This is a genomic window from Micromonospora sp. CNZ286 (assembly GCF_014207755.1).
The window spans coordinates 2642260-2667456 of record NZ_JACHIZ010000001.1 but is presented as its reverse complement, the minus strand read 5'-3'; the positions used below and the strand labels follow the sequence as shown (position 1 = coordinate 2667456).

At 74.0% G+C, this 25197-nt stretch carries 24 protein-coding genes; 12 read left to right on the top strand and 12 right to left on the bottom strand.

Annotated features, from left to right (window positions below):
- Window positions 1-63: 63 nt before the first annotated feature.
- From FHX31_RS11935 to FHX31_RS11920, 4 genes are read right to left on the bottom strand one after another with little or no spacing between them, the layout of a single operon-like run.
- Window positions 64-2388, bottom strand: a complete 2325-nt coding sequence (locus tag FHX31_RS11935) for a beta-xylosidase/alpha-l-arabinosidase (protein ID WP_184976153.1) — start codon at window positions 2386-2388, stop codon at window positions 64-66.
- Between the two features lie 39 nt (window positions 2389-2427).
- A complete protein-coding gene (locus FHX31_RS11930) occupies window positions 2428-3294 on the bottom strand; it encodes a carbohydrate ABC transporter permease (protein WP_013286791.1) in 867 nt (288 codons plus the stop codon).
- Window positions 3291-4289, bottom strand: a complete 999-nt coding sequence (locus FHX31_RS11925) for a carbohydrate ABC transporter permease (protein ID WP_013286792.1) — start codon at window positions 4287-4289, stop codon at window positions 3291-3293. The genes FHX31_RS11930 and FHX31_RS11925 overlap by 4 nt, the downstream gene beginning before the upstream one ends.
- Entirely contained in the window at window positions 4286-5554 is a 1269-nt protein-coding gene (locus FHX31_RS11920) for an ABC transporter substrate-binding protein (protein ID WP_240638062.1), read from the bottom strand. The genes FHX31_RS11925 and FHX31_RS11920 overlap by 4 nt, the downstream gene beginning before the upstream one ends.
- 177 nt (window positions 5555-5731) lie before the next feature.
- On the opposite strand from FHX31_RS11920, the gene FHX31_RS11915 reads away from it, so the two are divergent.
- Window positions 5732-6736: a LacI family DNA-binding transcriptional regulator gene (locus FHX31_RS11915; RefSeq protein ID WP_013286794.1), complete on the top strand. Its 1005-nt coding sequence runs from the start codon at window positions 5732-5734 to the stop codon at window positions 6734-6736.
- Window positions 6737-6946: 210 nt separating this feature from the next.
- On the top strand, window positions 6947-8140 hold the full coding sequence (locus FHX31_RS11910; protein ID WP_013286795.1) for an endo-1,4-beta-xylanase: 1194 nt from the start codon (window positions 6947-6949) through the stop codon (window positions 8138-8140).
- Window positions 8141-8209: 69 nt separating this feature from the next.
- On the opposite strand, the gene FHX31_RS11905 is transcribed toward FHX31_RS11910, so the two are convergent.
- The 4 genes from FHX31_RS11905 to FHX31_RS11890 form a co-directional block, all read right to left on the bottom strand.
- Window positions 8210-8770, bottom strand: a complete 561-nt coding sequence (locus FHX31_RS11905) for a DUF5872 domain-containing protein (RefSeq protein ID WP_013286796.1) — start codon at window positions 8768-8770, stop codon at window positions 8210-8212.
- A 37-nt stretch (window positions 8771-8807) separates the two neighbouring features.
- Window positions 8808-9326, bottom strand: a complete 519-nt coding sequence (locus tag FHX31_RS11900) for a hypothetical protein (RefSeq protein WP_184976150.1) — start codon at window positions 9324-9326, stop codon at window positions 8808-8810.
- Window positions 9327-9393: 67 nt separating this feature from the next.
- A complete protein-coding gene (locus FHX31_RS11895) occupies window positions 9394-10107 on the bottom strand; it encodes a hypothetical protein (RefSeq protein ID WP_123109385.1) in 714 nt (237 codons plus the stop codon).
- A complete protein-coding gene (locus tag FHX31_RS11890) occupies window positions 10100-10711 on the bottom strand; it encodes an RNA polymerase sigma factor (protein WP_145753472.1) in 612 nt (203 codons plus the stop codon). Before FHX31_RS11890 ends, FHX31_RS11895 begins: the two co-directional genes overlap by 8 nt.
- 40 nt (window positions 10712-10751) lie before the next feature.
- Here FHX31_RS11890 and FHX31_RS11885 point away from each other — a divergent pair, with 40 nt between their 5' ends.
- Window positions 10752-12326 (top strand): FMN-binding glutamate synthase family protein, encoded by a 1575-nt coding sequence (locus FHX31_RS11885; RefSeq protein ID WP_013286800.1) that lies wholly within the window; start codon window positions 10752-10754, stop codon window positions 12324-12326.
- Here the strand turns inward: FHX31_RS11885 and FHX31_RS11880 are convergent.
- From FHX31_RS11880 to FHX31_RS11870, 3 genes are all read right to left on the bottom strand, one after another.
- The gene (locus FHX31_RS11880; RefSeq protein WP_184976147.1) at window positions 12323-13225 is read right to left on the bottom strand and encodes a hypothetical protein; all 903 of its coding nucleotides are present in this window, start codon (window positions 13223-13225) and stop codon (window positions 12323-12325) included. The genes FHX31_RS11885 and FHX31_RS11880 overlap by 4 nt on opposite strands.
- A complete protein-coding gene (locus tag FHX31_RS11875) occupies window positions 13222-14337 on the bottom strand; it encodes a WxL protein peptidoglycan domain-containing protein (RefSeq protein WP_184976144.1) in 1116 nt (371 codons plus the stop codon). The genes FHX31_RS11880 and FHX31_RS11875 overlap by 4 nt, the downstream gene beginning before the upstream one ends.
- A gap of 92 nt (window positions 14338-14429) precedes the next feature.
- The gene (locus tag FHX31_RS11870) at window positions 14430-15923 is read right to left on the bottom strand and encodes an HtaA domain-containing protein (protein ID WP_114920628.1); all 1494 of its coding nucleotides are present in this window, start codon (window positions 15921-15923) and stop codon (window positions 14430-14432) included.
- Between the two features lie 193 nt (window positions 15924-16116).
- Here FHX31_RS11870 and FHX31_RS11865 point away from each other — a divergent pair, with 193 nt between their 5' ends.
- From FHX31_RS11865 to FHX31_RS11840, 6 genes are all read left to right on the top strand, one after another.
- Window positions 16117-16944, top strand: coding sequence for a neocarzinostatin apoprotein domain-containing protein (locus FHX31_RS11865; RefSeq protein WP_071094599.1), 828 nt, complete (start codon window positions 16117-16119; stop codon window positions 16942-16944).
- Window positions 16941-17975: a heme/hemin ABC transporter substrate-binding protein gene (locus FHX31_RS11860; RefSeq protein WP_486481668.1), complete on the top strand. Its 1035-nt coding sequence runs from the start codon at window positions 16941-16943 to the stop codon at window positions 17973-17975. Before FHX31_RS11865 ends, FHX31_RS11860 begins: the two co-directional genes overlap by 4 nt.
- A complete protein-coding gene (locus tag FHX31_RS11855; RefSeq protein ID WP_013476450.1) occupies window positions 17972-19075 on the top strand; it encodes a FecCD family ABC transporter permease in 1104 nt (367 codons plus the stop codon). The genes FHX31_RS11860 and FHX31_RS11855 overlap by 4 nt, the downstream gene beginning before the upstream one ends.
- Window positions 19072-20610 carry a heme ABC transporter ATP-binding protein gene (locus tag FHX31_RS11850; protein WP_013476449.1) on the top strand — a complete coding sequence of 513 codons (1539 nt, stop codon included), beginning with the start codon at window positions 19072-19074 and terminating at the stop codon, window positions 20608-20610. Before FHX31_RS11855 ends, FHX31_RS11850 begins: the two co-directional genes overlap by 4 nt.
- A complete protein-coding gene (locus tag FHX31_RS11845) occupies window positions 20607-20912 on the top strand; it encodes a DUF2470 domain-containing protein (RefSeq protein ID WP_013286808.1) in 306 nt (101 codons plus the stop codon). Before FHX31_RS11850 ends, FHX31_RS11845 begins: the two co-directional genes overlap by 4 nt.
- Window positions 20913-20980: 68 nt before the next feature.
- The gene (locus FHX31_RS11840) at window positions 20981-22183 is read left to right on the top strand and encodes a sugar efflux transporter (RefSeq protein ID WP_221488058.1); all 1203 of its coding nucleotides are present in this window, start codon (window positions 20981-20983) and stop codon (window positions 22181-22183) included.
- Window positions 22184-22195: 12 nt separating this feature from the next.
- Here the strand turns inward: FHX31_RS11840 and FHX31_RS11835 are convergent, their stop codons facing one another.
- Entirely contained in the window at window positions 22196-22846 is a 651-nt protein-coding gene (locus FHX31_RS11835) for a class I SAM-dependent methyltransferase (protein WP_013476448.1), read from the bottom strand.
- A gap of 197 nt (window positions 22847-23043) precedes the next feature.
- Here FHX31_RS11835 and FHX31_RS11830 point away from each other — a divergent pair, with 197 nt between their 5' ends.
- Genes FHX31_RS11830 through FHX31_RS11820 form a run of 3 tightly spaced genes read left to right on the top strand, consistent with a single transcriptional unit; the run spans window position 23044 to window position 25172 of the window.
- The gene (locus tag FHX31_RS11830) at window positions 23044-23358 is read left to right on the top strand and encodes a rhodanese-like domain-containing protein (RefSeq protein WP_013286811.1); all 315 of its coding nucleotides are present in this window, start codon (window positions 23044-23046) and stop codon (window positions 23356-23358) included.
- Between the two features lie 50 nt (window positions 23359-23408).
- Window positions 23409-23753, top strand: a complete 345-nt coding sequence (locus tag FHX31_RS11825; protein WP_184977770.1) for a rhodanese-like domain-containing protein — start codon at window positions 23409-23411, stop codon at window positions 23751-23753.
- Window positions 23754-23792: 39 nt separating this feature from the next.
- Window positions 23793-25172: an MBL fold metallo-hydrolase gene (locus FHX31_RS11820; RefSeq protein ID WP_184976141.1), complete on the top strand. Its 1380-nt coding sequence runs from the start codon at window positions 23793-23795 to the stop codon at window positions 25170-25172.
- Window positions 25173-25197 lie beyond the last annotated feature (25 nt).

Sequence of the window (25197 nt, the reverse complement as noted above, 5' to 3'; positions counted from 1 at the left end):
CATAACGTCAATATGCACCGAAAGGGTCCGCCGACCGCCCCGTGGACGACCGGCGGACCCGGCTCAGCGAAGGTCGGTCGTCGTCCAGCGGGGCGAGGCGGCGGTGATCGCGGCGGTGTCGCCGGTCAGCGTCGTCCGCGCCTGGGCGTCGCGCCGGGCGCTCGTGCCGACCCAGACGTCGACCTCCCCGGGCTCCACCACCCGGGTGAGCGTGCGGCCGGTGAACGCCAGCCGCGTGGTGGGGACGGTCAGCTCGACGGTCACCGAGGCGCCCGGCTCCAGGCGCACCCGCCGGTAGCCGAGCAGCTGCGCGACCGGCCGGGTCACCGAGGCGACCAGGTCGCGGCCGTAGAGCTGCACCACGTCGTCACCGGCGACCGGGCCGGTGTTCGTCACGCGCACCGACACCCGCAGCGCCCCGTCGGTCGGCACCTCGGCCGGCACGGTCAGATCGGTGTACGCGAACGTGGTGTAGGACAGCCCGTGCCCGAACGGCGCCACCGGAGTCGCCGGCAGGTTGGTCCCGTTCATGCCCTCCCCCAGCTCCGGGTGCAGGTACGAGTACGGCTGCGCGCCGGCCGAGCCGGGCAGGCTGACCGGCAGCCGGCCGGACGGGTTGACCCGCCCGGAGAGCACACCCGCGATCGCCCCGGCGCCCTCCTCGCCCGGGAAGAACGTCTGCACCACCGCCGCGCACCGGGACAGCGCCCAGCCGAGCGCGTACGGGCGGCCGGTGAGCAGCACGAGGACGACCGGGGTGCCGGTGCCCAGCACCGCCTCGACGAGCTGCCGCTGCACGCCGGGCAGCTCCAGGTCGTCCCGGTCGCAGCCCTCGCCGACGGTGCCGCGGCCGAACAGGCTCGCGTGGTCGCCGACCACGAGAACTGCCACGTCGGCGGCGGACGCGGCGGCGACCGCCTCGTCGAACCCGGACCGGTCCGTCGAGTCCACCTCGCAGCCGGCCGCGAAGGTGACCCGGTCGGCGCCGAACTCGGCGCGCACCGCCTCCAGCACTGTCGGCACCTCGAACCCGGTCTCCACGCCCGGGTGGTGGGCCAGCACGTGGTTGAGGAACGAGTAGCAGCCGAACAGCGCGCCCTGCCGGTCGGCGTTCGGGCCGACCACGGCCACCCGCCGGCCCGCCGGCAGCGGGAGCACGCCCTCGTTGGCGACCAGGACGACCGACTCCTCGGCGAGCCGGCGGGCGATCGCCCGGTGCTCCGGCGAGTCGAGGTCGATCGCGCCCGGCGGCTCGTCGTCGAACGTGGCGTCGAGCAGTCCGAGTTCCTGCTTCTGGCGCAGGACCCGCAGCACCGCCCGGTCGACCAGCGCCTCGTCGACCTTGCCGGCCCGCACCGTCTCGGTCAGGGTCAGGTAGGCGTCGCCGGTGGGCAGCTCGATGTCGAGGCCCGCGCTCAGCGCCTGCACGGCCGCGTCCGCGTTGTCGGCCGCGACGTGGTGCAGCAGGTTGAGGAAGGCGACCCCGTAGTAGTCGGCCACCACGGTCCCGTCGAACCCCCACCGGTCCCGCAGCAGGTCGGTGAGCATCGTCGGGTCGGCGGCGACCGGCACGCCGTCGATCTCCGCGTACGAGTGCATGACGCTGCGCGCGTCACCGTCGAGGATCGCCATCTCGAACGGCGGCAGCAGCACGTCGGCGAGTTCCCGGGGACCGGCGTGCACCGGGCCGAAGTTGCGCCCGGCCCGCGAGCCGGAGTAGCCGGCGAAGTGCTTCAGCGTCGCGAGCACGCCCTGCGACTGGAGCCCCCGCACGTACGAGGTGCCGATGGTGCCGACGAGGTACGGGTCCTCGGCGATGCACTCGTCGACCCGGCCCCAGCGGGGATCCCGGATCACGTCGAGCACCGGGGACAGTCCCTGGTGGATGCCGAGCGCGCGCATCGAGGCCCCGATCGCCGCCGCCATCTCGGCGACCAGATCGGGATCGAACGCGGCGCCCCAGGCCAGCGGCGTCGGGAAGGTGGCCGCCTTCCACGCCGACAGGCCGGTCAGGCACTCCTCGTGCACGATCGCCGGGATGCCCAGCCGGGTGCCGGTCACCAGGTCCCGCTGGAACTTCCACAGCCAGGCCGCGCGGGCCGCGGCGTCGACCGGGCGGGTGCCGTAGGCGCGGGTGAGGTGACCCAGCCCGTGCCGGGAGAAGTCCTCGAGCCGGCCGGTGTCGGCGAACTCGCCCTGCAGGGGCGCGACCGCCTCACCGTCCTCCTTCTCCCAGAACCCGACGAGCTGCGCGACCTTCTCCTCGATCGTCATGCGAGCGAGCAGTTCCCGTACGCGCGCCTCGGCGTCGTGCCCGTCCGGCCGGTCGTGGTCCGAACCTGCCTGAGCCGGTACCGGCCCGTCCACCACCGCGTGGACCTCTGTCATGGTGTGCCTTTCCACTGGTTGTGCTGGTACCGCTGCCGCTCAGCCCTTGACCGCGCCCTGGAGGCCGCCCACGATCTGCTTCTCCGCCAGGGTGAAGAACAGCAGCGCCGGCAACATCGCCAGCGACGTGAAGGCGAGGACGCCCGCGGTGTCGGTGGTGTACTGGCTGGAGAAGTTCTGCACGCCCAGCGGCAGGGTGTGCAGGTTGACGTCCCCCAGGACGAGCAGCGGCAGGAGGAACGCGTTCCAGCTCGCCACGAACGCGAGGATGCCGACGGTGACGACCGCGGGCCGCGACAGCGGCAGCACGATCCGCCAGAGGAAGCCGAGCCGGCCGGCGCCGTCGATGGCGGCCGCGTCCTCCAGCTCCCGCGGGATGGCCGACAGGAACGGCCGCAGGATGACGATCGTCAGCGGCAACGAGAAGGCCACCTGCGGGAGGATCACCGCGTAGTAGGAGTTGATCAGGTTCAGGTCGCGCAGCATGAGGTACAGCGGCAGGATCGCCGCGCCGGCCGGGAACAGCAGGCCGAGGGTGAAGAAGGTGTAGAGCCCCTCGCGGCCCCGGAACGTGTACCGGGCGAGCACGAACGCGGCGGCCATGCCGAGCACCACCACGCCGAGCGTGGTCCCGAGGGCGACCACGGCGCTGTTGAACGCCTGCTTCCAGAAGCCGCTCTGCGTCAGCACCCGGTAGTAGTTCTCCCAGACCCACGGGTCCGGCAGGCCGGCCGGGTCGTTCACGATCTGCGGCGTGGTCCGGAAACCGCCGACGACGACGTACACGACGGGTGCGATCGAGACGGCCGCGACCGCGAGCGCGAGCGCGTACGTCAGCGGCGCGCTCCACTGGACCGGCCGGCGCCCGGCCGAGGGGGCGGGTACGGAGTTCACGGCCACTGTCACTTCCCCTTCCGGGTGATGGCGCCCTCGATGTCACGGCGGAGCAGGAACCGCTGGAACAGCAGCGCCGCGACGAAGGAGATGGCGAACAGAATCACGGCCACCGCGTTGCCGTAGCCCCAGAGCCGGGCGAAGAAGCCGTTGTCCACCATGTACGTCGCCATGGTGGCCGAGGCGCCGAGCGAGCGCACGGCCGGCACCGAGGTCACCCAGACCATGTCGAAGACCTGCAACGAGCCGATCATCGACAGGAACATCCAGATCCGGATGGTGGGGCCGAGCAGCGGCAGCGTGACGTGGCGCTGGATCTGCCACCAGCTCGCGCCGTCGATCTCCGCGGCCTCGTTCAACTCCTGCGGCACGTTCGACAGGCCGGCGAGCAGCAGGATGATGGCGAAGCCGACGTACTTCCAGGTGAGGACGAACAGCAGCGTCCAGATCACCACGTCCAGGTCGGCCAGCCACGCCTGCACCAGCCCGCCGAGCCCGATCGACTGCAGCAGCGCGTCGAGCGTGCCGTTCTCGGTCAGGATCAGCTTCCACATGATGCCGACGGTGACCTCGGCCAGCACGTACGGCACGAACACCAGCAGGCGGAACGCCGAGCGCCCGCGGAAGCGGCGGTTGAGCAGGAGGGCGATGCCCAGCGCGACCGGGCCCTGGATCAGCAGCGACCCGAACACGATGATCGCGTTGTTGCGCAGCGCGTCGAGGAAGATCGGGTCCTGGAAGGCGAGCGTGTAGTTGCGGAAGCCGACGTACTCGGTGGGCGGGCCGACGCCGCGCCAGCGGAACAGGCTGTAGTAGAACGCGAAGCCCATCGGCACCAGCACGAACATCACGTAGATGACGATCGCGGGCGTGGTCAGCCCGATGATCTCGTACCACTTGCGACGGGTCTCGGCGCGGCGGGAGGCGGCCCGTGCGCCGGGCCGGAGGCCCGCCGGCGGCGCTTGCGCACCGACGGCGGGCGTACGGGTCTGCGATGCGGACGTCACTTGCTTGCGGCCGCCTTCATGGCCGAGACGACCTTCTCAGGTGTCCCGTTGCCGGCGAAGATCGCGACGATCGCGTCGTTCATCGCGGTGCCGACGGTGCTGCCGTAGGCGGTGTCCAGCCAGAGCTGCACGTAGGTGGCGTCGGACGTGGCCTGGAGGATCGACTTCAGGGCCGGGTCGGTGACGCCGTCGGCCGCGCCCTTGGCGACGGGCAGGCCGGTGCCGGTGGCGGCGTAGCCCTTCTGCACCTCGGGGCTGACGAGGTACTTGAGGAACTCGACGCACTCGGCCGGGGCGTTCTTGGAGCAGGCGAACCCGTCACCGCCGCCGAGGGCCGCCTTCGGGTCACCGGCGGAGCCGGAGATCGCCGGCACCGGGAACCAGCCGAGGAACTTGCCCAGGGCCGCCTTGTCGGTGGCGACGGTGTCCAGGGTGCCGCGGTTCCAGTCACCCATCAGCTCCATCGCGGCCTTGCCGTTCGCGAGCAGGCCGTTGGCGCTGGTCGGGTCGTTCTGACCCGGCGTGGCGATGAAGTTGTTCTGGAACGGCTTGGTGTCGATGAAGGTCTTGAGGTCCTGGCCGGCCTTGACGAAGCACGGGTCGTCGAAGTTCCGGTCCTTGGTCGCCTTCTTCAGCGTGTCGACCGAGCAGGCACGCAGCGCGAAGTTGTACCACCAGTGCGCGGCGGGCCACTTGTCACCGGCGCCGAGGGCGATCGGGATGACGTTGATGGCCTTGAGCTTGGTGACCGCGGCGTTGAGTTCCTCGAAGGTGGTCGGCGGCGCCGTGATGCCCGCCTTCGCGAACATGTCCTTGTTGTACCAGATGCCCTCGATGCCCATCCGGTACGGCAGGCCGTACTGCTTGCCTTCGACCTGCCAGATCTCGGCGGCGTTGCCGATGTCGGCGACCTCGCCCTTCACCTGGTCGGTGATGTCCTTGAGGTAGTCGGCCTCGACCTGCTCGCGCATCTCGCCGCCGCCCCACGCCTGGAAGATGTCCGGCGGGTCGTTGCTCAGCAGCGCGGCGGGGAGCCGGGTGCGCTGGAGCTGGTTCGTCTCGATCGCCTCGATCTCGATCTTGACGGTCGGGTGGGCCGTGGAGAAGTCCTTGGCGACCTTCTCCCAGTACGTCTTGCCGGGCCCGTCCTGCGACGCGTTGTGCCACCAGGTCAAGGTCACCGGGTTCTTGTACAGCTCGCTCTCGGCGGCCTTCTCCTCGTCGCCACCACCACTGCACGCGGAGGCCAGCAGAGCACTTGTCACAAACAGTGCCAGGACGGCGCCAGCACGGCGCTTCATCACCATAGATGTCTCCTCGACCACTCAGTCGGGTTACCTGCCGGGGAGTTTTACAGGGCCGTAACGTGAAGTCAATCGGTATCGATAACGTTTTCGACATCGTCTTCGATCGACCTGGGAGAGCCCTCTATCATCGTCGGCGTGGTGTTCCAGGAGCGCGTCAAGATGTCGGACGTGGCACGTACGGCCGGCGTCTCGGTGGCAACCGTATCCAAGGTTGTCAATGGCCGGTACGGCGTCGCGCAGGCCACCGTCGAGCGCGTCCAGCAGGTCATCCACGAGCTCGGGTACGAGGCCAGCCTGGGGGCGCAGAGCCTGCGCAGCCACCGCACGAACGTGCTGGGCATCCTGGTCGCCGAGTTCGAGCCGTTCTCCACCGAGCTGCTCAAGGGCGCGTCCCGGGAGGTCGCCGGCAGCGGCTACCAGTTGCTCGCCTACTCCAGCGGTGACGGGGAGGGCGCGGCCATAGGGTGGGAGCGGCGCTCGCTGGCCCGGCTGTCCGGCACACTCATCGACGGCGCGGTGATCGTGACGCCGACAGTGGTCGAGACCAAGCACGGCTTCCACGTGGTGGCCGTCGACCCGCACACCGGCCCGTCCGGTCTGCCCACCGTCGACTCCGACAACTTCGCCGGCGCGGTGCTGGCCACCGACTACCTGCTGTCGCTCGGGCACCGGCGGATCGCGCACATCAGCGGCCGCCCCGACCTGGAGTCGGCCCGCCTGCGCGAGGCCGGGTTCCGCAAGGCGATGGCCGATGCGGGCCTGACGGTGGACGAGCGGCTCGTGCGGGTCGGCGGGTTCCGCACCGAGAGCGCCGCGAGCACGGCCGCCGAGCTGCTCGCGCTCCCCGACCGGCCCACCGCGATCTTCGCCGGCAACGACCTCTCGGCCATCTCCACTGTGGACGTCGCCCGCGGCCTCGGCCTCGGCGTACCGGACGACCTGTCGGTCATCGGCTTCGACAACATCCCGGAGTCGGCGCTCGTCGACCCTCCCCTCACCACGATCCGGCAGCCGCTGCAACGCATGGGCGCCGAGTCGCTGCGTCTGCTGATCGACCTCATCGCGGGCGTCGAGCGGGACACGCACATCCGGCTCCCCACCGAGCTGGTCGTCCGTGCCTCCTGCCGCCCGCTGCGCTGAGGCGCCATCTCACCCTCCCGGCCCGGGTGATTGACGGACGGCTATCGGCGTCCGTAATGTTTCGGGATACTTCCGGAAGCGAGACCGGAAGTTTCGGAAGCCCGCACCGTCCGTCCACCCGGGCGCCCGCCGGTCCGTTCCACGCCGCGGCGTTCCCGGCACCGCCACCGCCGGCCTCCGGCCGCGCGCACCCTCCCGAAAGGAACGACCATGAAGCTGAGACGTTGGCTCGCCGCCGGCGCCGTCGCCGTCGCGACCGCCACCGCCCTCAACGTCGTCCCCGCGACGGCCGGCCGCCCCTACGACCCGGCCGCGCAGAGCCTGCGCGAGCTGGCCAAGCGCCACGGCCTGTACGTGGGCACCGCCGTCGACATGGCCGCCCTCAACGACGCCGCCGAGCCGCGGTACCGCGAGCTGGCCGCGTCCGAGTTCTCCACCGTCACCGCCGAAAACGTCATGAAGTGGGAGAGCCTCGAACCCACCCGGGGCACATACAACTGGGGGCCGGCCGACGAGCTGATCGACTTCGCCCGCAAGAACAACCAGCGGGTCCGGGGCCACGTGCTGGTCTGGCACAACCAGTTGCCGGCGTGGCTGACCAGCGGCGTCGCGGACGGCTCGATCAGCAAGGCCGAGCTGCGCCAGATCCTGCGCAACCACATCACCGCCGTGGTCACCCACTTCAAGGGCAAGATCTGGCAGTGGGACGTGGTGAACGAGGCGGTCAGCGACCCCTGGGACACCCCGTCCACCCTGCACTACAAGGGGTTCTGGGCGCAGAACCTCGGGCCCGGCTACATCGCCGACGCGTTCCGCTGGGCCCGCGCCGCCGACCCGAAGGCGCTGCTGTTCTACAACGACTACAACATCGAGGCGTTCGGCTCCGGCAACCCGGCCGACGACAAGACGCAGTTCGTCTACGACATGGCCCGTGACCTGCGGGCCAAGGGCGTGCCGATCGACGGCGTGGGCGCACAGGGCCACCTCGGCACCCAGTACGGCAACTTCAGCACGCTCCAGGTGGCCGCGGCCCTGCGCAAGTTCGCCGGGCTCGGGCTGGCCACGGCCCTCACCGAGGTGGACGTGCGCAGCCAGATCACCGAGGGGGTGGAGGCCGGCGACTCCGCGGAGATCAACCCGCGTCTGCAGGCGTCCGCGGCGAACTTCAGCGTGCTGATGCAGGCCTGCCTGGCCGAGCGGCACTGCCTGTCGTTCACCCTCTGGGGCTTCACCGACAAGCACTCCTGGGTACCCGGCGCGTTCTCCGACCCGCCGGAGGGCCTGGCCACCGTCTACGACGAGAACTACCAGCCGAAGCGGGCGTACCACGAGCTGAAGGCCGACCTGATCTTCTCCGGTCCGCCGTACGTGCTGCCGCGCATCCCGCAGCACCCGCGCCGCTAGACGACTGGCGCACCACGGCGGGGCCGGTCCGGTGACCGGCCCCGCCGCCTGTGCCCGGCCGGCACACGCTCACGCCGCCCGACGCCGGCCCAGTTCCGACTCCAGCCGCCCGATGAGCGTCTTGCGGGCCTTGCCGCCGCGTTCCCGGCGCAGCGCCGCGTCGAGCTGACGGGTGTCGAGGTCACGGACCAGCTTGACCGCCTCGGTCACCGGCAACTCGTTGATCTGCTCGGCGGCGGTGGCGTCCCGGCGGGCCCGCTTCGCCGGGCCGGTGTTCGGCACGTACTGGCGGCCGGAGCGCGACGCGCGGCGCTTGCGGGTGTCGGTGGCGCGCCGCTCGTTCTCCGACAGCTCCTCCCACGCCTGTTTGGGCAGGTAACGGCGGGTTTCGCCGCCGTTGCGGGCGCGCGTGTCGCCGCTGCGGGTCTGCCACTTCTCGCCGCCCCAGCGTTGCAGCGAGCGCTGCCGTGCGTCCTTCGGGCCCTCGAATCCCCCGCCGGCCTTCTTGTACTCGTTCGTCAGCAGCTGCGACTTGCGGGCCGACCACTGCCCCGGCCGTCCGCCCTTGTCGGAGGCGCGGATCTCGGCCTTCAGGCGCTCCCGCAGTTCCGGCTCGGTGTACTTCGCCATGACGCAGCGTTACCCGGACCGGGAGCGGCCATGCCGGTCAGCCGAGCGCCGGCCGATAGACCAGATCCATCGTGTCGGTGCGGCCCGACCAGTCCAGCCGCAGCCGCCAGCACCCGGCGGCCGGCAGGTCGACGATGGACGGCCCGGGTCCGCCGGGCACCTCCCGGACGGCCCGGGTACCCGTCCCGTCGAGCGTCGCGGTGATCACCAGGGGGCTGAGTTGCGCCGGTTCGGACCGGCCGGGATCGGGGCGGGCCACCCAGAGGATCTTGTTGTTCGCGCCGTCCCCGCGCGCGTGCACCAGCGGGTACGCGAACAGGATCGCCACGATGTCGCCCCCGGTGCCGAAGACGTGCCGCACCCGGGTGTCGCCGGTGAACCCGGCGTCCGCCCAGTCCGGCAGCCGGCCGGTCTCCAGCCGCTCGGCGCAGGCCGACGGCGCGGCCGGGCCGGTGGCGGGCGTGGTGCCCGGGGCCGTGGCGGGCACGCCGGCCGGGCCGGTGCACCCGGCCAGCAGCAGGACCGACACCAGCAGGACTCTTCTCGGAACGGACATCCGGCCTCCCCCGTCGACGACTCTCGTCAACAGGACACCGCCCGGCGCCCCGGGGTTCCCGGCGCCCTCACTCCAACGAGGACGCGACGTCCAGCGCCTGTTCGCGGGTGAGGTCGCCCTCCAGCCGGTAGCTCACCCCGGCCCGCTCCCAGATCAGCGTGGCGGCGGACAACCGCGCGGTGGCGACCCGTTCCGTCCCGGACCGGTCCACGTACGCGAGCGCGTGCGGCCCACCGACCCAGATAGCGAACTCGCCGCCGACCTGGGTGAGCGTCACGTCCGCCCCGACCGACCGCTTGTGGAACACGATGTCGAGCGAGCCGTCGAACGCGTCCAGCCGGACCGTCCCGCCCCGGTAGAGCAGGCTGACGACCCGGTGGGCGCCGGCACCGTCCGGATCGGCGACCAGCACCCGTTCCGGCACGCCGAGCCGGGCCGGGACGCGGATCGGGAAGCGGACCTGCCGCTGCGCCTCGGCGAGCGCGACCTGGTGCTGCGCGGGCAACGGCGACGGCGTACCGGCCGGCGGCGGCGCGGGTGCGGTGTCGATGACGACCCCGGAGAACCGCAGCAGCCCGGTCACCGCGTCGGCGACCGCGGCCCGCCCCGGCGGCAGCGCCGCCACCAGCAGGGCGGCGAGCGCGCCGGCCAGCACGTACCGCCACCGGCGGCGCGGCGCGGGCGCGTCGAGCCGAGCCCGGACCCGGGCGGTCAGATCCGGCGTCCGCGCCGGCTCCAGCCAGCCGGTCAGCTCCCGCAGCTCCCGTTCCAGGTCATCCACGGTGCGCCACCTCCCGGTCCAGCAGGGCCCGCAGCTTCGCCAGCGCCCGGTGGGTCCGTGACTTCACGGTGCCCCGGGCCACCCCCAGCACTGTCACCGTCTCGTCCTCGCCGAGGTCGAGCAGGTAGCGGCAGACGATCACCTCGCGGTCGCGGACGGGCAACCGCCGCAGCGCACCCACCAGCGCGGCGCGGCGCTCGGCCGCCAGCACGGCGTCGAGCCCGTCGTCGCCGGTGACCGCCGCGACCGGCTCCGCCGCCGCCGCGCGCAGCGTCAGCCCGTCCCGCCGGGTGCGGGCACGGTGCAGGTTCCGGGTCTCGTTGGCGACGATCGCGAGCAGCCAGGACCGGAACGACGCCTCGGCCCGATAGCGGGACAGTTTCCGGTACGCCTTCACGAACGCCTCCTGGACCACGTCCTCGGCGTCCGGACCGGCGCCGAGCAGCACCGCCGTCCGGTACGCGGACGCGGTGTGCCGGGCGACCAGGGCGTCGTACGCCTCCCGGTCGCCGGCGCGTACGCGGGTGACGAGGTCGTCGTCGTCCAGGGCAGCCTCCGCCGTCGGTCCGCTTTCATGACACCGCCCGGGGCGGCCGGGTTCCATCAGGCGTTTGACCGGGTGCCGGGCCGGAAAGAGTGGCGGGATGAGCTGGGCGAGAAGAGCCGTACCCGCAGCCGTCGCCGCCGTCGCCGCGCTGGCGGCCCGGGACCTGCTGCAACGCGACCACGCGCTGCGCCGCAACTTCCCCGTGCTGGGCCGGGCGCGGTACCTGATCGAGTCGATCGGCCCGGAGCTGCGGCAGTACATCGTGGCCGGCAACGACGAGGAGCGGCCGTTCACCCGCGACCAGCGGCGCTGGGTGTACGCCTCGGCCAAGCAGGAGAACAACTACTTCGGTTTCGGCACCGACAACGACATCGAGCACACCTCCGGCTATCCGATCATCAAGCACCGTACGTTCGGCCGGGCGGTCCCGCCGTCGACGCCGACCGCCGGGCACGACGTGACGCTGCCCTGCGCCAAGGTGCTCGGCGCGGCGCGCGGCCGGGCGCAGGCGTTCCGGCCGGAGTCGGTGGTGAACATCTCCGGGATGAGCTTCGGTTCGCTGTCCGGCAACGCGGTGGAGGCGCTCAACCGGGGCGCCGCACTGGCCGGCTGCCTGCACAACACCGGCGAGGGCGGGCTGTCGCCGTACCACCGCAACGGCGGTGAGCTGGTCTTCCAGCTCGGCACCGCGTACTTCGGCTGCCGCGACGAGCAGGGCCGGTTCAGCCTGGAACGGCTCAAGGACCTGGTGGCGTCGGCGCCGGTACGCGCGCTGGAGATCAAGCTCAGTCAGGGCGCCAAGCCGAGCCTCGGCGGCCTGCTGCCGGCGGCGAAGGTCTCCGCCGAGATCGCCGCCACCCGGGGCATCCCGGCCGGGCGGGACTGCGTCAGCCCGTCCCGGCACGCCGAGTTCTCCGACTGCGACAGTCTGCTCGACTGGGTGGAGCTGCTCGCCGCCGAGACCGGCCTGCCGGTCGGCATCAAGTCCGCCGTCGGTGACCTCGGGTTCTGGGAGGAGCTGGCCACGCTGATGCGCGACACCGGGCGCGGCGTGGACTTCGTGACTGTCGACGGGGGCGAGGGCGGCACCGGCGCCGCGCCGCTGATCTTCAGCGATTCGGTCTCGCTGCCGTTCCAGCAGGGCTTCTCCCGGGTCTACCGCACCTTCGCCGAACGCGACCTGCACGAGAGCGTGGTGTTCGTCGGCGCCGGCAAGCTCGGCCTGCCGGACAACGCGGTGGTGGCGTTCGCGCTCGGCGCCGACATGGTCAACGTCGGGCGGGAGGCGATGCTGGCGATCGGCTGCATCCAGGCGCAGAAGTGCCACACCGACACCTGCCCGACCGGCGTCGCCACGCAGAACGCGTGGCTGGCCCGGGGTCTGGACCCGGCCCGCAAGTCGGTGCGGGCCGCGAACTACATCCGTACGCTGCGCCGCGACCTGGTCAAGGTGGCCGAGGCGTGCGGCGTCGAGCATCCCGGGCTGATCGGCACCGACGCGGTGGAGATCCTCGACGGCCGGACCTCGTCGATCCCGCTGGACCGGGCGTTCGGCTACCGGCCGGAGTGGGGGATGCCGTCGGCAGCCGACCGGGCGGAGATCGTGCGGCTGATGACGGCCGAGGCGCCGCAGGGCGGCAGCGCGCCGCCCTCCCCCACCGCCGTCGGCTAGCCGGTTCCCTCGCCGGTGCGGTGCCGGCCCCGGCGGCGCGGCGGGCGCGGCCGGAGCACGACCGGCGCCACCACCAGGAGCGCCGCCGCACCGAGCAGTCCCCAGGGGTGGCGGCTGGTCTCGACCACGAACGCCACCGGCCGTTCCGGCAGGTCGACGCGGCCGTGGAGTTCGTGTGCCCCGAGCACGGCGACGTCCACCGGCACCGGGATCTCGTACGTCCGTACCTGCCCTGGGCCGATGGTGCCCAGGGGCGGGGCGGCGACGATGGTGTGCGCCCGTCCGGGCCGGCCGAACAGCAGCGTGAACGTCGGGTCGACCACGTCGGCCGGGCCGGGGTTGCGCAGCGCGACGCGTACGGTGAGCGTCTCGGGCAGCCCGAACCATTCCCGCAGCGGGCGGCGGCCGGCGACGCGCAGCTCGTCGAGGTGCAGTCGCGGCGTGGCGGCCGGCGCGGGCGCCGGGGCGGCGGTCACGCCGCTGACCGGCAGCGCGGCGGTGGCCTGGACGGTGCCGGTCAGGGCATGCGCGCGCAGTACGCAGGGGCAGGCGACGGGCGGCGCCGCCAGCACGATCGGCGCCGCCGTCGTGCCCGCCGGCACCTGGACGGTGGTGGCCTGCTCGTTGGCGCAGTCGAGCGCGCCCCGGTGGGCGTCGTTGCCGCAGACCGTGAGGTGGACCGGGCCGGCCGGCCAGCCGCGCAGCGTGACGGTGACCCGCTGCCCGACAGTCAGCGGGCCGGACGGCACGACGACAGCGGGCCGCGGCGCCCCGGAGGCCGCACTGGACGACGGCGCGGCCGGGGCGGAGACGGCGGTGCCGTCCGGGGTGGACGGCGGCGCCGGGACCGGCACGGCCAGCGCGAGGATCGCGGCGGCGGCCGGCAGGACCGGGGTCACCGGGCACCGGCCGCCGCGCCGCCCGCCGGGGGTTCGGCCGTCCCCGCGACGGAGGCCCCGGACGCATCCGCCGGCCCGGCGGCAGCGGCCGAGGTGGGACGGCGACGACGGCGACGCAGGTAGAGCCAGGCTCCGGCGGCCGCCAGTGCGGCGATCAGCAGCCAGGGCGTCGCCCACACGCTCGCGGTGCGCTGCACCGGGGGCAGCGCGGTGTCGACGGTGGTGGGTGCGAGGTCGACTGTCGCGGTCAGCCGCAGCGCGGGCGGCACCCCGGTGACCCGCTCGGTGACAGTGAACTCGGCGCCGGGCAGCAGCTCCGGCAGGTCGACCGGGCTGGTCCGGGACAGCGTCCAGCCACCGGGGCCGTCGACGACCACCGCGCCGGTGCCGCCGACGCGGACGTTGCCGCTGTTGCGGATCCGGTAGGTGACTGTGAGGTCGGCGCGGCCGATCGGGTTGAGCGGGGTGTCGTAGCCGACGCGTACCGATTCGACAGTCACGGCGGGGCGGACCTCGCCGGCCACACGGAGGTAGACCCGGGCGGCGATCCGCTGGTCGAGCCGGACCCGCTGCCCGTCGGCGGTCACGCCGTCCTGGGCGACCGCGGCGATCACGCCGCCGGTGTGGTCGCCCGGCGTGGCGTTGCGCGGCACCGTGAGGCGGAACGGGATGTCCGCGCGCCTGCCGGGCTGGACGGTCCAGCTTCGCCGCTCGACGCCGATCCAGGCGCCGACGTCGGTGGCGGCCCGGTCGGAGGGCAGCAGCGCGAAGGCGCCGTCGGTGGTGGTGTACGCGTCGGTGCCGTACACCGCGAAGGTGAGCGGCCGGTCACCGAGGTTGGTGACGCCGACGTGGTCGGTGACGCTGTCGCCGGGCGCCAGGTCGTACGTGAAGTAGTTGCGCCCGGTCGGCCCGCCGGGCCCGGACGGCTGGACCGCCCAGCGGACGGCACCGGGGTCGGCGGACGGTGCGGGCCGGGGGGCGGCCTCGCCGGCGGCCGGCGGCCCGAGCAGCACCGCGAGCAGCGCGGCGGCGAGCGCGGCGCCGAACCGCGCGGCCGGGCCGGGCGTGCGCCGCCGCGGGGTGCGGGTGGAGGGCGTGAGGAGAGGCATTCCGTGCTCCGCTGCGAGGTGGTCGCCGGGAGGCGGCTGGTGGGGCACGGGCGACGTGCCCGCGCCCCACCAGGTCCGACCCGGTCGGTGAATCAGGAGAGGGTCAGGGTGAGCGTGGCGACGTAGTCACCCGCCGCGGCGGACGCCGGCACACCGAGGTTGAGCTCGGCGCCGCAGGCGAAGACGCCGTTGCTGGTCCCGGCTCCGGCCGTGCACAGGGCACGGGCCTCACCGAGACCGGCGCCGGGAGCGGCCACCGCGCCCGGGGTGACGGCACCGGTCGTGCCGCCCAGCGGGTCGTTCACCACGCTCGCCGTCGGCGCCCAGCCGAGGTAGTTCCCGGCGATGACGCCACCGGCGGCGGAGGTGAAGTCGGAGACCTGCCCGACCAGGCTCCAGCCGGTGCCGGCGCCCCGCAGGTCGGCCACCGTGGCCGTGTTCAGCGGCGCCCGGGCGTACTCGCCCTTGCCGACCGGCGGCAGGGCGACTGTCGCGCCGGCGACGCTCAGGCTGAGCGGACCGCCGGTCACGGTGCTGGTGATCCGCTGCTGGGCCGAGTTCCCGCCCGCCCCGGTCCGGGTGAAGGTGATCGGGGTGAACGTGTCCTGGCGGCGGTCGGCCGAACCGCGGGCGGCGAACGTGATGACGTAGCACTGCACCTCGGTGCAGTCCACCTCGTCGCCGTTGCGGTCGGTGTAGACGGCGCTGATCGGCAGCGTCGTGGTGAAGCTGCCGTCGGCGGCCATCCGGTCCCGGGCGTCGGTCGGCTCGTTGGTCTTGTTGACCCACTTGGTGACCTGGAGGACGCCGGCGTTGGCCCAGTGCTCGTCGACCTTCGGTCCGAACGAGACGTAGATGCCGGCCCCGTTGTTGAAGTCCGGGTCGAAGCCGGTGCCGCGTACGGTGACAGTCGCGCCGGCGGGGTCGAGACCCTGGGCCGGGTCGACTGTCACCGCCGGGGTGGCGGGCGCGGTGCCGCCTGCCGTGGTGAACGTGAACGACACCGGGTCCAGCGCCTCACCGGCGGCGTAGAAGCCGTTGAAGGCGCCGGCTCCCACGCTGGTGAGCGCCGCGGCGAGGTTGCTGCCGGTCACCGTGTTCCCGCTGGCGGCGGGACTGCCGGTGAGGGTGGCGACGGTGGCCTGCTTCACCGAGACCGGCTCGGTCATCGTGGTGGCCAGGTCGACGTCCGCCTTCAGCGAGGCGGTGCCGCCGGAGACGGCGACGGTCGGGTTGGCCAGCGTGATGGTCAGCAGGTGCGCCGGGTACGAGAACACCACTGTGCCGCCGTACGTGGCGTTGGTCGTACCGGCGGCGGCGTCGTGCGTGCCGCCGGTCGACGGGAACGTGAACGTGCCGTCGGCGTTGACAGTGGCGCCGTTGCTGACAGCGATCGGCGGATCCCCGTTGCCGGCCTTGACGTAGTTGCGGAAGCTGGCCTTGAAACCCCAGGTCAGGCTGCCACTGGTGATCTCGGCCTCGGCCGCCGAGGCGGGTCCGGCGCCCACGAGCGCACTCGACACGCCGAGGGCGAGCACCGCCGCCCAGCGCATCGACCGGAGGGCTCCGGCTCTGGATCTGAACATGCTGTTCCTCTCGGGAGGGGAAGCGAAGACATTAGGTTAGGCAAACCTAATATCATCGGGTGATCCGCGAAGCGTCCCAAGATCTTCAACCGAACGGACCCCTTGCCACCTGCGGGTTTGCCGCTTAGGTTAGCCAAACCTAAGTTGTTGCCCGGTCGGTGCACCCGGCCGGACCTGTCGTGTGAGGAGCCCGATGCGAGCACGGCGCCGCACCATCCTGACCACCGTTCTACTCACCGCCGCCGTCGTCGCCACGCCCGCGCCGGCCCACGCTGGCACCGCCACCGGCAGCGGCGGTCAGAAGCTCACCGTCACCCCGAGCACCGGCCTGAGCCGCTCGGGCGCCACCGTGTCCGTCTCCGGGCGCGGCTACGACGTCGACAAGGGCATCTACGTCGCGTACTGCGTCGACAACGGACCGGGCGTGGCGGCCACCCCGTGCGGCGGCGGCGCCGACACCACCGGCAGCCTGGGCGCCTCGCAGTGGATCTCGTCGAACCCGCCCGCCTACGCCGAGGGCCTGCCGAAGCCGTACGGCCCGGGCGGCTCCTTCTCGGTGACGGTCAAGGTGACCCCCACCATCGGCGACGTCGACTGCACCGTCCGGCGCTGCGCGGTCGTCACCCGCGCCGACCACACCCGGGCCTCCGACCGGTCCCAGGACGTACGGGTGCCGGTCACGTTCGCCGCCGGCGCCACGAGCGCCCCGCCGAAGGCCGGCCCGGCGCCGAAGGCGACCACGCCCGCCGCCGCGCCCCGGACCACCACCGCGCAGGACGCACCGGCCCCGGCCGCCTCCGGCAGCGCGCCGGCCGCAGCGGGGGCGGCAGGGGTGACGGGCGCCGCGACCGGGGCCGGGGCGCCGTCGCAGGCCGCGGCCTCCGACCTCCACGTCACGCGGGTCAGCGACACCTCCGGGGCCGGACGCGGATGGACCGCCGGGGTGATGGCCGCCGCACTGGCCCTGGCCGTCCTGCTCGGCCTCGGCGGGTGGCGGCGCCGTCGCGGTGCCGGCCGGTGAGCCGCCCGCACCCGCGACCAGGCCGGGGACCGCTCGTCGCGCTGCTCGCGGTGACCATGGCGGCGACCGGCTGCGCCGCGCCGGGCCGATCGGGTACGCCGTCCGCCGCCGGCTGCGGGCCGGTCACCGCCACGGTGGACGACGCCGACGTCGACCCGGTCCGCCCGGCGCCCACACCAGCGCTGCCGGCCACCGTACGCTCCGGCGACGGCACGACGGTGACTGTGGACGACGTCAGCCGCATCCTCCCGGTGAACCTGCACGGCTCGATCGCCGAGATCGTCTTCGGCCTCGGCCTGGGCGGCAACGTCATCGGGCGGGACACCTCGACCACGTTCCCCGCCGCCGCGCACCTGCCGGTGGTCACCCCGGGCGGGCACGACCTCTCCGCCGAGGCGGTGCTCGACCTCGACCCGAGCGTCGTGCTCGTCGACGACGGCGTCGGACCGCCCGAGGTGCTGCGCCAGCTCCGCGCCGCCGGTGTCCCGGTCGTCCAGGTACGCGCCGAGCCGACCCTCGACGGCGTACCGGCCCACATCCGCGCGGTCGCGGCGGCGCTCGGCGTACCCGGGGCCGGGGAGCGGCTGGTGACCCGCGTGCAGAGCGAGACCGCCGAAGCCCGGCGTACCGCCCCGGCGGGCCGGGCGCCACGGATCGCGTTCCTCTACCTGCGCGGCACCGCCGGGGTGTACCTGATCGGCGGCCGGGGCGCCGGGTCCGACGCGATGATCGAGGCGATCGGCGGCGTCGACGCCGGCAGCGCCGCCGGGCTGTCCAGGTTCCGTCCGCTGACCAGCGAGGGCCTCATCAACGCCGCGCCCGACGTGATCCTGGTGATGAGCGCCGGGCTCGCCTCCGTCGGCGGCGTCGACGGCCTGGTGAAGCTGCCCGGCGTGGCGCAGACGCCGGCCGGGGCGAACCGGCGCGTCGTCGACATGGCCGACGGCACGCTGCTCACCTTCGGCGTCCGCTCCGGCCGGGTCGTCCAGGCGCTGGCCCGCGCCGTCTACTCCTGCGAGGACCCGTCGTGACCACGCTACGGAAGCGGCCCGCGCCCGCCGCCGCCCCGGCGGCAGTCACCGGCGCGCCCCGGTCCCCCGGCCGGCGGGGCACCGTGCTGGTGGCCGGGCTCGGCGTCGCCCTCGTGCTCGTCGCCCTGCTGGCCGCCGGGCGCGGCCAGGTGGCGATCTCCCCCGCCGAGGTGCTCGGCTCCGTGCTGCACCGCCTCGGGCTGGACCTCGGTCCGCTGCCGTCGGCGGCGCAGGGCGAGAACGCGCTCTGGATCGTCCGCTTCCCCCGGGTGCTGCTGGCGGCCGTCGTCGGCGCCGCCCTCGGCTGCGCGGGCGCGGTCATGCAGGGCGTCTTCGGCAACCCGCTCGCCGAGCCCGGCGTCATCGGGGTGTCGGCCGGCGCGGCCGTCGGCGCCGCCCTGGCCATCGTCACCGGCGTCACCGTCCTGGGCGGATGGACCGTGCCGCTCGCCGCCTTCGCCGGCGGCCTCGCCACCACCTACCTGGTGTACGCGCTGGCCCGCTCCGGGGGCCGGACCGAGGTGGTGACACTGGTCCTGACCGGCGTCGCGGTCAACGCGGTCGCCGGCTCGGTGATCGGGCTGCTCATGTTCGTCACCGACCAGTCCGGCGTGCAGGCCATCGCGTTCTGGAACCTCGGCAGCCTCGCCCAGGCCAGCTGGACGGCCGTGGGTCTCGCCGCGCCGTGCCTGCTCGCCGGGCTCGCCGTCGCCTGCGCCGACGCGCGCCGCCTCGACCTGCTCGCCCTCGGCGAACCCGCCGCCCGGCACCTCGGCGTGAACGTCGAACGCCTGCGGCTGCGGCTGATCGTCGTCACCGCGCTTCTCGGCGCCGCCGCTGTCGCGTTCACCGGCATCATCAGCTTCGTCGGACTGGTCGTGCCGCACCTGATCCGGATGGTCGCCGGACCGGGCCACCGGGTGCTGCTGATCGCCAGCGCGCTCGGCGGGGCCGTCGTGGTGATCGGCGCCGACCTCGCGGCGCGTACCCTCGTCGAGCACCAGGAGCTGCCCCTCGGCGTGCTCACCGCGGTCATCGGCGGCCCGGCGTTCTTCTGGCTGCTGCGCCGCACCCGCGACCGGGCCGGAGGCTGGGGATGAGCCTCCCACGTACGCCGCGCCGGTTCGCCGCCGCCCGGCCGCCGCGCCCGGCGCCCGCCGGGCACCTCCGGATCCGGGTGGCCGGGCTGCGCGTCGAGCGCGCCGGCCGGACCGTGCTCGACGGGATCGACCTTCAGGTACGCGCCGGCGAGGTGCACGCCCTGGTCGGGCCGAACGGCGCCGGGAAGTCGACGCTGCTCGGCGCGATCAGCGGTGACGTGCCGGCCGCCGCCGGCCGGATCGAGGTCGACGGGCTGCCCCGCGAGTCGTGGAGCCCGGTGGAGCTGGCCTGGCGCCGCGCCGTGCTCACCCAGCGCAACACGCTGAGCTTCCCGTTCACGGTCGGGGAGGTGGTGCGGATGGGCCGGGCGCCGTGGGCGGGGCGGCCGGAGCGGGAACAGGACGACGCCGTCGTCGCCGACGTGCTCGAACGCTGCGACGTCGCCCGTTTCGCGGCCCGGCCGTACCCCGCGCTGTCCGGTGGCGAGCAGGCCCGCGCCGCGCTGGCCCGGGTCCTGGCGCAGCGGGCCACCACGCTGCTGCTCGACGAGCCGACCGCCGCGCTCGACCTGCGGCACCAGGAACTGGTCATGCGCATCGCCCGGGAGCGGGCCCGCGCCGGGGACGCCGTGGTCGTGGTGCTGCACGACCTGACGCTGACCGGGGCGTACGCGGACACCGTGACCCTGCTCGGCGACGGACGCGTCCGCGCCGCCGGGACACCGCGCGAGGTGCTCACCGCCCCGCTGCTCAGCGAGGTCTACCGGTACGACATCGACGTCGTCCCCCACCCCCGTGACGAGCTGCCGCTGATCGTGCCCCGACGCGGCCGGCCCGCAGGACCGTCAGCCGACGAGGAGAGACAGCAGATGGATACACAGACGTTCGCGGCCCGGCTGCGCGCCGAGACACGCGACGCGCACCGGAGCGCCGAGTCCCAGCGGTACGTCTCCGCGCTCACCGCCGGTGAACTCGACGTCGCCGGCTACACCGCGCTCGTCGTCGCGCACCACGGCATCTACGCGGCGCTGGAGGGCGTGGCGGACACGATGCGCGACGACCCGCTGGCCGGCCCGTTCGTCGACGACGCGCTGACCCGGCTGCCCGCGCTCGCCGCCGACCTGCGGTTCCTGCTCGGCCCGCGCTGGCGCGAGGTGATGGAGCCTGTTCCGGCCGCTGTCGCGTACGCCGCCCGGATCACCTCGGCCTGCGCCGGATCGCCCGAGCGGTTCATCGCGCACCACTACATCCGCTATCTCGGCGACCTGTCCGGCGGGCGGCACATCGGGCGCTGCGTGGCCCGGTACTACGGGGTGACCGAGGAGGCCGGGGCGTCGTTCTACACGTTCCCGGGGATCAGCGACCCGAAGTCGTACAAGGACGCCTACCGGGCGAGGCTGGACGCGCTCGCGCTGGACGAGGCCGGCCGGGCCGCGCTGCGCGACGAGGTGCTGGTGGCGTACGAGCACAACATCGCGGTCTTCACCGACCTGGGTCGCCTGGTGGCGGCGAGCGGCCGGGAGGGCGCCGCGTGAGCGCCGGTTTCCCGCCGGAGGTGGTCGCCGCCGTCAGCCGGCACATGAACGACGACCACGCCGGGGACGCGCTGCTGATCTGCCGTACGCTCGGCGGCCGGCCGGACGCCACCGCGGCCCGCACCACCGGCCTGGACGCCGACGGCATCGACTTCGCCGTCACAGTCGGCGGCACGGAGGTCCCGGTGCGCGTCCCGTTCGCCCACCGGCTCACCGAACGGGCGCAGATCCGCCGGGAGGTGGTGCGCATGTACCGGGAGGCCTGCGACCGGGCCGGCGTACCGCCCCGGCCGGCCGGCTGAGCACCGGGACCGTCCGGGCTGCGGAAACCCGGTCGGCTGCCGCACCGCCGCGGCGTACAGTCCGCCGCATGGCTGTGGACACGAGGCCGGCGGTGCGCGCCGGCCGATTCCGGCTGCTCCCGCTGGGCGTGGTCTTCCTGACCGTCGGTCTGTCCACCGCCGTGGTGCTGCCGTTCCTGTCGCTGTTCCTCGACCGCGAGGTCCACGCCAGTCCGTTACGGGTGACCGTGTTCCTGGTCGTCGCCCCGCTGTCCGGGGTGGTCGCCTCCGCGCTGATCGGCCGGCTGTCGGACCGCCTGCCGATCCGGCGCGCGCTGCTGGTCGGCGCCGCATTGGCCGGTGTGGTGGGCGCGGGGACGACCGCGTACGTCCGGGACTACTGGATCCTGCTGGGGCTGACCGCGACGGCCACCGCGCTGGCGAACTCGCTGTTCCCGCAGTCGTTCGCGTACACCCGGGCGCTGTTCGACAGGGACGATCCGGGGCGGGCCGCGTTCGGCGTCAGCCTCATGCGTACCGTGTTCTCGCTGGCCTGGGTGGCCGGGCCGGCGCTGGCCGCGGTGCTGCTCGACGTCGGCGGCTTCCGCCTGGTCTACGGCATGGCCGCCGTCATGTACGCGCTGGCCGCGCTGGTGGCCGCGTTCCGGCTGGAGGAGCTGCCGCTGCCGGCGCGGCCGGTCCCCGGTGATCCGGACGGCGCGGTGCCCGCCCCGCCCGGCGCGTCCCGGCTGCGGCTGGCGCTGACGGCGCTCGCGTTCGTCCTGCTCCAGTGCCCGCTGACGCTCGCCGTGCAGGCGCTGCCGCTGTTCATCGACGCCGAACTGAACGACGACCCCTCCCGCGCCGGGCTGGTGCTGGGCCTGTGCGCGGCGCTGGAGATCCCGCTGATGCTCGGGCTGGGCGCGCTGACCGCGCGGGTCCGGCTGCGGCCGCTGATCCTGGTCGGCGGCGCCTGCGGGGTCGCCTACTACGCGACCGCCGCGACGGCGCCGGGCGTGGCGGTCCTGTTGCTCGCGCAGCCGGTGAACGCGCTGTTCATCGCCGCGGTGTCCGGCGTCGGCATCGCCTACGTGCAGGATCTGCTGCCGGGCGAGCCGGGCCGGGCCACCACGCTGTTCACCAACACGTTCCCGATCGGCGCCATGCTCGCCGGTCCGTTGCTCGGGCTCTCCGCGCAGGTCGGCTACCGGTGGGCGTACGGAATGAGCACCGCGCTGTGCGCGGCCGGGCTGCTGGTGCTGCTGCTGACCCGGCCGCACGCGCGGGCCTGACCGGCCCGGCGGTCAGCGGCGCCGCACCAGCACCACGTGGTCGATCAGCTCGCCGGTCCGGCCGTCCGGGCCGGTGGCGGTACGGCGCGCCGCGCCCAGCCGCTCGGTGTCCCAGCCGTCCGGGTCGAGGTTCATCGCGGCCAGGATCTCCTCCGGGCTGGCGAACCGGTGGTGGCCGGTGTCGGGCCCGGCCCAGGGCGGCGGCGCGCCGTGCTCGACGACGAGCAGCCGGCCGCCGGGCGCGACCGCCTCGGCCGCCGGGGGCAGCACCTTCTCCCGGGGCAGGACCAGCGGCGACTGGAAGAACTGCGCGGACACCAGGTCGTACCGGCCGGGCGGGAAGCCCTGGGTCAGGTCGTGCCGGACGGTGGTGATCCGGTCCGCCACCCCGGCCCGCTCGGCCTCGACGGTGAGCCGGTCCAGCGCGACGGACGAGATGTCCACGGCGGTGACCCGCCATCCCTTCGACGCGAGCCACACCGCGTCGCCGCCCTCACCGGAGCCCAGGTCGAGCACGGTGCCGGGCGGCAGCGCGCCGGCGACCTCGGCGAGGACCGGGTTCACCCGGCCGCTCCAGATCCGGTCCCGCTGGCCGTACCGCTCGTCCCAGAACCGGGCCGGGTCGGTGTCCGCCGCCGGCTGCTCGTGGTGGTGCCCCGTCATGTCCGCCTCCTCGCCGCCGGCCGTCTCCCGTCCGGTCACGCCATCGTGCGCCGCCGCCGATCGGACAGCAAGGAACCTTGCCGTTCCGGCAAACGAGCACACCGGACGAGCGGGGGGGGGTGGCGGGCGGCCGGACGCTGCGCTACCGTCGAGAGCAGATACCCCCGGGGGTATCTGGATCCGGAAGGAGAACGCCCATGCACGAGGTCGACGTGACCACGTTCGCCACCGCCCACGCCGACGGGGCGACTGTCATCGACGTCCGGGAGACCGCCGAGTACCTCGGCGGACACGTCCCGGGTGCCCGTTGTGTGCCGCTGGGCCACCTGGCCACCCAGATGGCGCAGGTGCCGCGCACCGGCCCCGTCTACGTGATCTGCGAGGCCGGCGGGCGGAGCCGGGTCGGCGCCGAGCTGCTGGAACGCGCCGGCATCACCGCCCTGTCGGTGGCCGGCGGCACCTCCGCCTGGGTGCGCTCGGGCCGCCCGGTCACCGCTGGCAGCCGGCCGTGACCGGCCGGCCGGAGACGGCAGCCGCTCCGCGCACCGGCTTCCTCCGCCGCCTGCTCGGCCCTCGCGTCGCCCGGGTCACCCCGGCGGAGGCGGCGGCGCTGTCCGGCGCGGGCGCGCTGCTGCTCGACGTCCGCGAGCCGGCCGAGTGGCGGGCCGGACACGCCCCCGGCGCCCGGCACATCCCGCTCGGCCAGCTCGCGGGCCGGCTGTCCGAGGTGCCGGCGGACCGGCCCGTGGTGACCGTCTGCCGCTCCGGCGCGCGGTCGCGACGGGCAGCCAAGCTGCTCGCCGCGGCAGGCCACGAGGTGCACGACCTGACCGGCAGCATGCGGGCGTGGACGAACGCCGGGCTGGCGGTACGAGCCAAGGGCGGCAGGCCGGGCCACGTGGCCTGAGCAGACGCCCGTCCATCACCAGGAGAAGGAGCACGGCCGATGTTGTTCACCCAGTACTACCTCGACTGCCTGTCCCAGGCCTCGTACCTGATCGCCGACGACCGCACCGGCCGGGCCGTGCTCGTCGACCCGCGCCGGGACATCGACGAGTACCTCACCGACGCCAAGGCGCACGGCCTGACGATCGAGGGGGTCGTCAACACCCACTTCCACGCCGACTTCCTCGCCGGGCACCTGGAGGTGGCCGCCGCGACCGGCGCGTGGATCGGCTACGGGAGCCGGGCCGAGACCGAGTACCCGAGCCGCAAGCTCGCCGACGGCGAACGGATCAGCCTCGGCGACGTGACGCTGGAGATCATGGAGACCCCGGGCCACACGCCCGAGTCGATCAGCATCCTGGTCTACGAGCGCGCCGACGACCCGGTCCCGTACGGCGTGCTGACCGGCGACGCGCTGTTCATCGGCGACGTGGGCCGGCCCGACCTGCTCGCCTCGTTCGGCGTGACCGCCGAGGAACTCGGCCGCATGCTCTACGACAGCGTGCAGCACAAGCTGATGGGCCTGCCCGACGAGGTGCGCGTCTTCCCCGCCCACGGCGCCGGCTCGGCCTGCGGCAAGAACCTGTCCACCGAGCGGCAGTCCACCATCGGCGAGCAGCGCCGCACCAACTACGCCTGCGCGCCGATGAGCGAGGAGCGCTTCCTCGCCCTGGTCACCGGCGGGCAGCCGGCCGCGCCGGGTTACTTCGCCTTCGACGCGGTGCTCAACCGCAAGGCGCGAGAGCTGTTCGACCACGCCCGGCCGGCCCGCCCACTCACCCCGGCCGAGTTCCTGGCCGCCCGGGCCGACGGCGCCGTCGTGGTCGACGCCCGCGACCCGCAGGAGTACGCGACCGGGCACCTGCGCGGCGCGCTCAACGTCCCGGCCGACGGCCGGTTCGCCGAGACCGCCGGCAGTGTCGTGGCGCCCGACCGGCCGGTGCTCGTGGTGGCCCCGCAGGACCGGGAGGAGGAGATCGTCGTCCGCCTCGCCCGGATCGGCTTCGACCGGGTGATCGGCTACCTGCGCGAACCCGAGGGCGCCTTCCTGGAGATGGTCCCCGAGATGACCCGGGCCAGCCGGGTCACCGCCACCGAGCTGCGCGCGGCCCTCGACGGTCCGGACGCGCCGGTGGTGCTGGACGTCCGCAACGCCGGCGAGCGGGAGCAGGGCGCGGTGGACGGCTCCCGGCACATCCCGCTGGCCGAGCTGACCCACCGCCTCGGCGAGGTGCCCACCGACCGCCCCGTCGTCGTGCACTGCGCCGGCGGCTACCGCTCCTCGGTGGCCGCCAGCCTGCTGCGCAACGCCGGTCACGCCGACGTGTCCGACCTGCTCGGCGGCTACGGCGCCTGGCAGGGCCTGCACACCGCCGCGTGACCCACCGGTCCGGCCCGGGTTGGGG

Coding starts and splice junctions, on each gene's coding strand:
- FHX31_RS11875 (WP_184976144.1), bottom strand. CDS start 14,337: ATGCCTCTCCTCACGCCCTCCACCCGCACCCCGCGGCGGCGCACGCCC.
- FHX31_RS11865 (WP_071094599.1), top strand. CDS start 16,117: ATGCGAGCACGGCGCCGCACCATCCTGACCACCGTTCTACTCACCGCC.
- FHX31_RS11835 (WP_013476448.1), bottom strand. CDS start 22,846: ATGACGGGGCACCACCACGAGCAGCCGGCGGCGGACACCGACCCGGCC.
- FHX31_RS11935 (WP_184976153.1), bottom strand. CDS start 2,388: ATGACAGAGGTCCACGCGGTGGTGGACGGGCCGGTACCGGCTCAGGCA.
- FHX31_RS11890 (WP_145753472.1), bottom strand. CDS start 10,711: ATGGAACCCGGCCGCCCCGGGCGGTGTCATGAAAGCGGACCGACGGCG.
- FHX31_RS11900 (WP_184976150.1), bottom strand. CDS start 9,326: ATGTCCGTTCCGAGAAGAGTCCTGCTGGTGTCGGTCCTGCTGCTGGCC.
- FHX31_RS11830 (WP_013286811.1), top strand. CDS start 23,044: ATGCACGAGGTCGACGTGACCACGTTCGCCACCGCCCACGCCGACGGG.
- FHX31_RS11870 (WP_114920628.1), bottom strand. CDS start 15,923: ATGTTCAGATCCAGAGCCGGAGCCCTCCGGTCGATGCGCTGGGCGGCG.
- FHX31_RS11910 (WP_013286795.1), top strand. CDS start 6,947: ATGAAGCTGAGACGTTGGCTCGCCGCCGGCGCCGTCGCCGTCGCGACC.
- FHX31_RS11840 (WP_221488058.1), top strand. CDS start 20,981: ATGGCTGTGGACACGAGGCCGGCGGTGCGCGCCGGCCGATTCCGGCTG.
- FHX31_RS11820 (WP_184976141.1), top strand. CDS start 23,793: ATGTTGTTCACCCAGTACTACCTCGACTGCCTGTCCCAGGCCTCGTAC.
- FHX31_RS11905 (WP_013286796.1), bottom strand. CDS start 8,770: ATGGCGAAGTACACCGAGCCGGAACTGCGGGAGCGCCTGAAGGCCGAG.
- FHX31_RS11885 (WP_013286800.1), top strand. CDS start 10,752: ATGAGCTGGGCGAGAAGAGCCGTACCCGCAGCCGTCGCCGCCGTCGCC.
- FHX31_RS11850 (WP_013476449.1), top strand. CDS start 19,072: ATGAGCCTCCCACGTACGCCGCGCCGGTTCGCCGCCGCCCGGCCGCCG.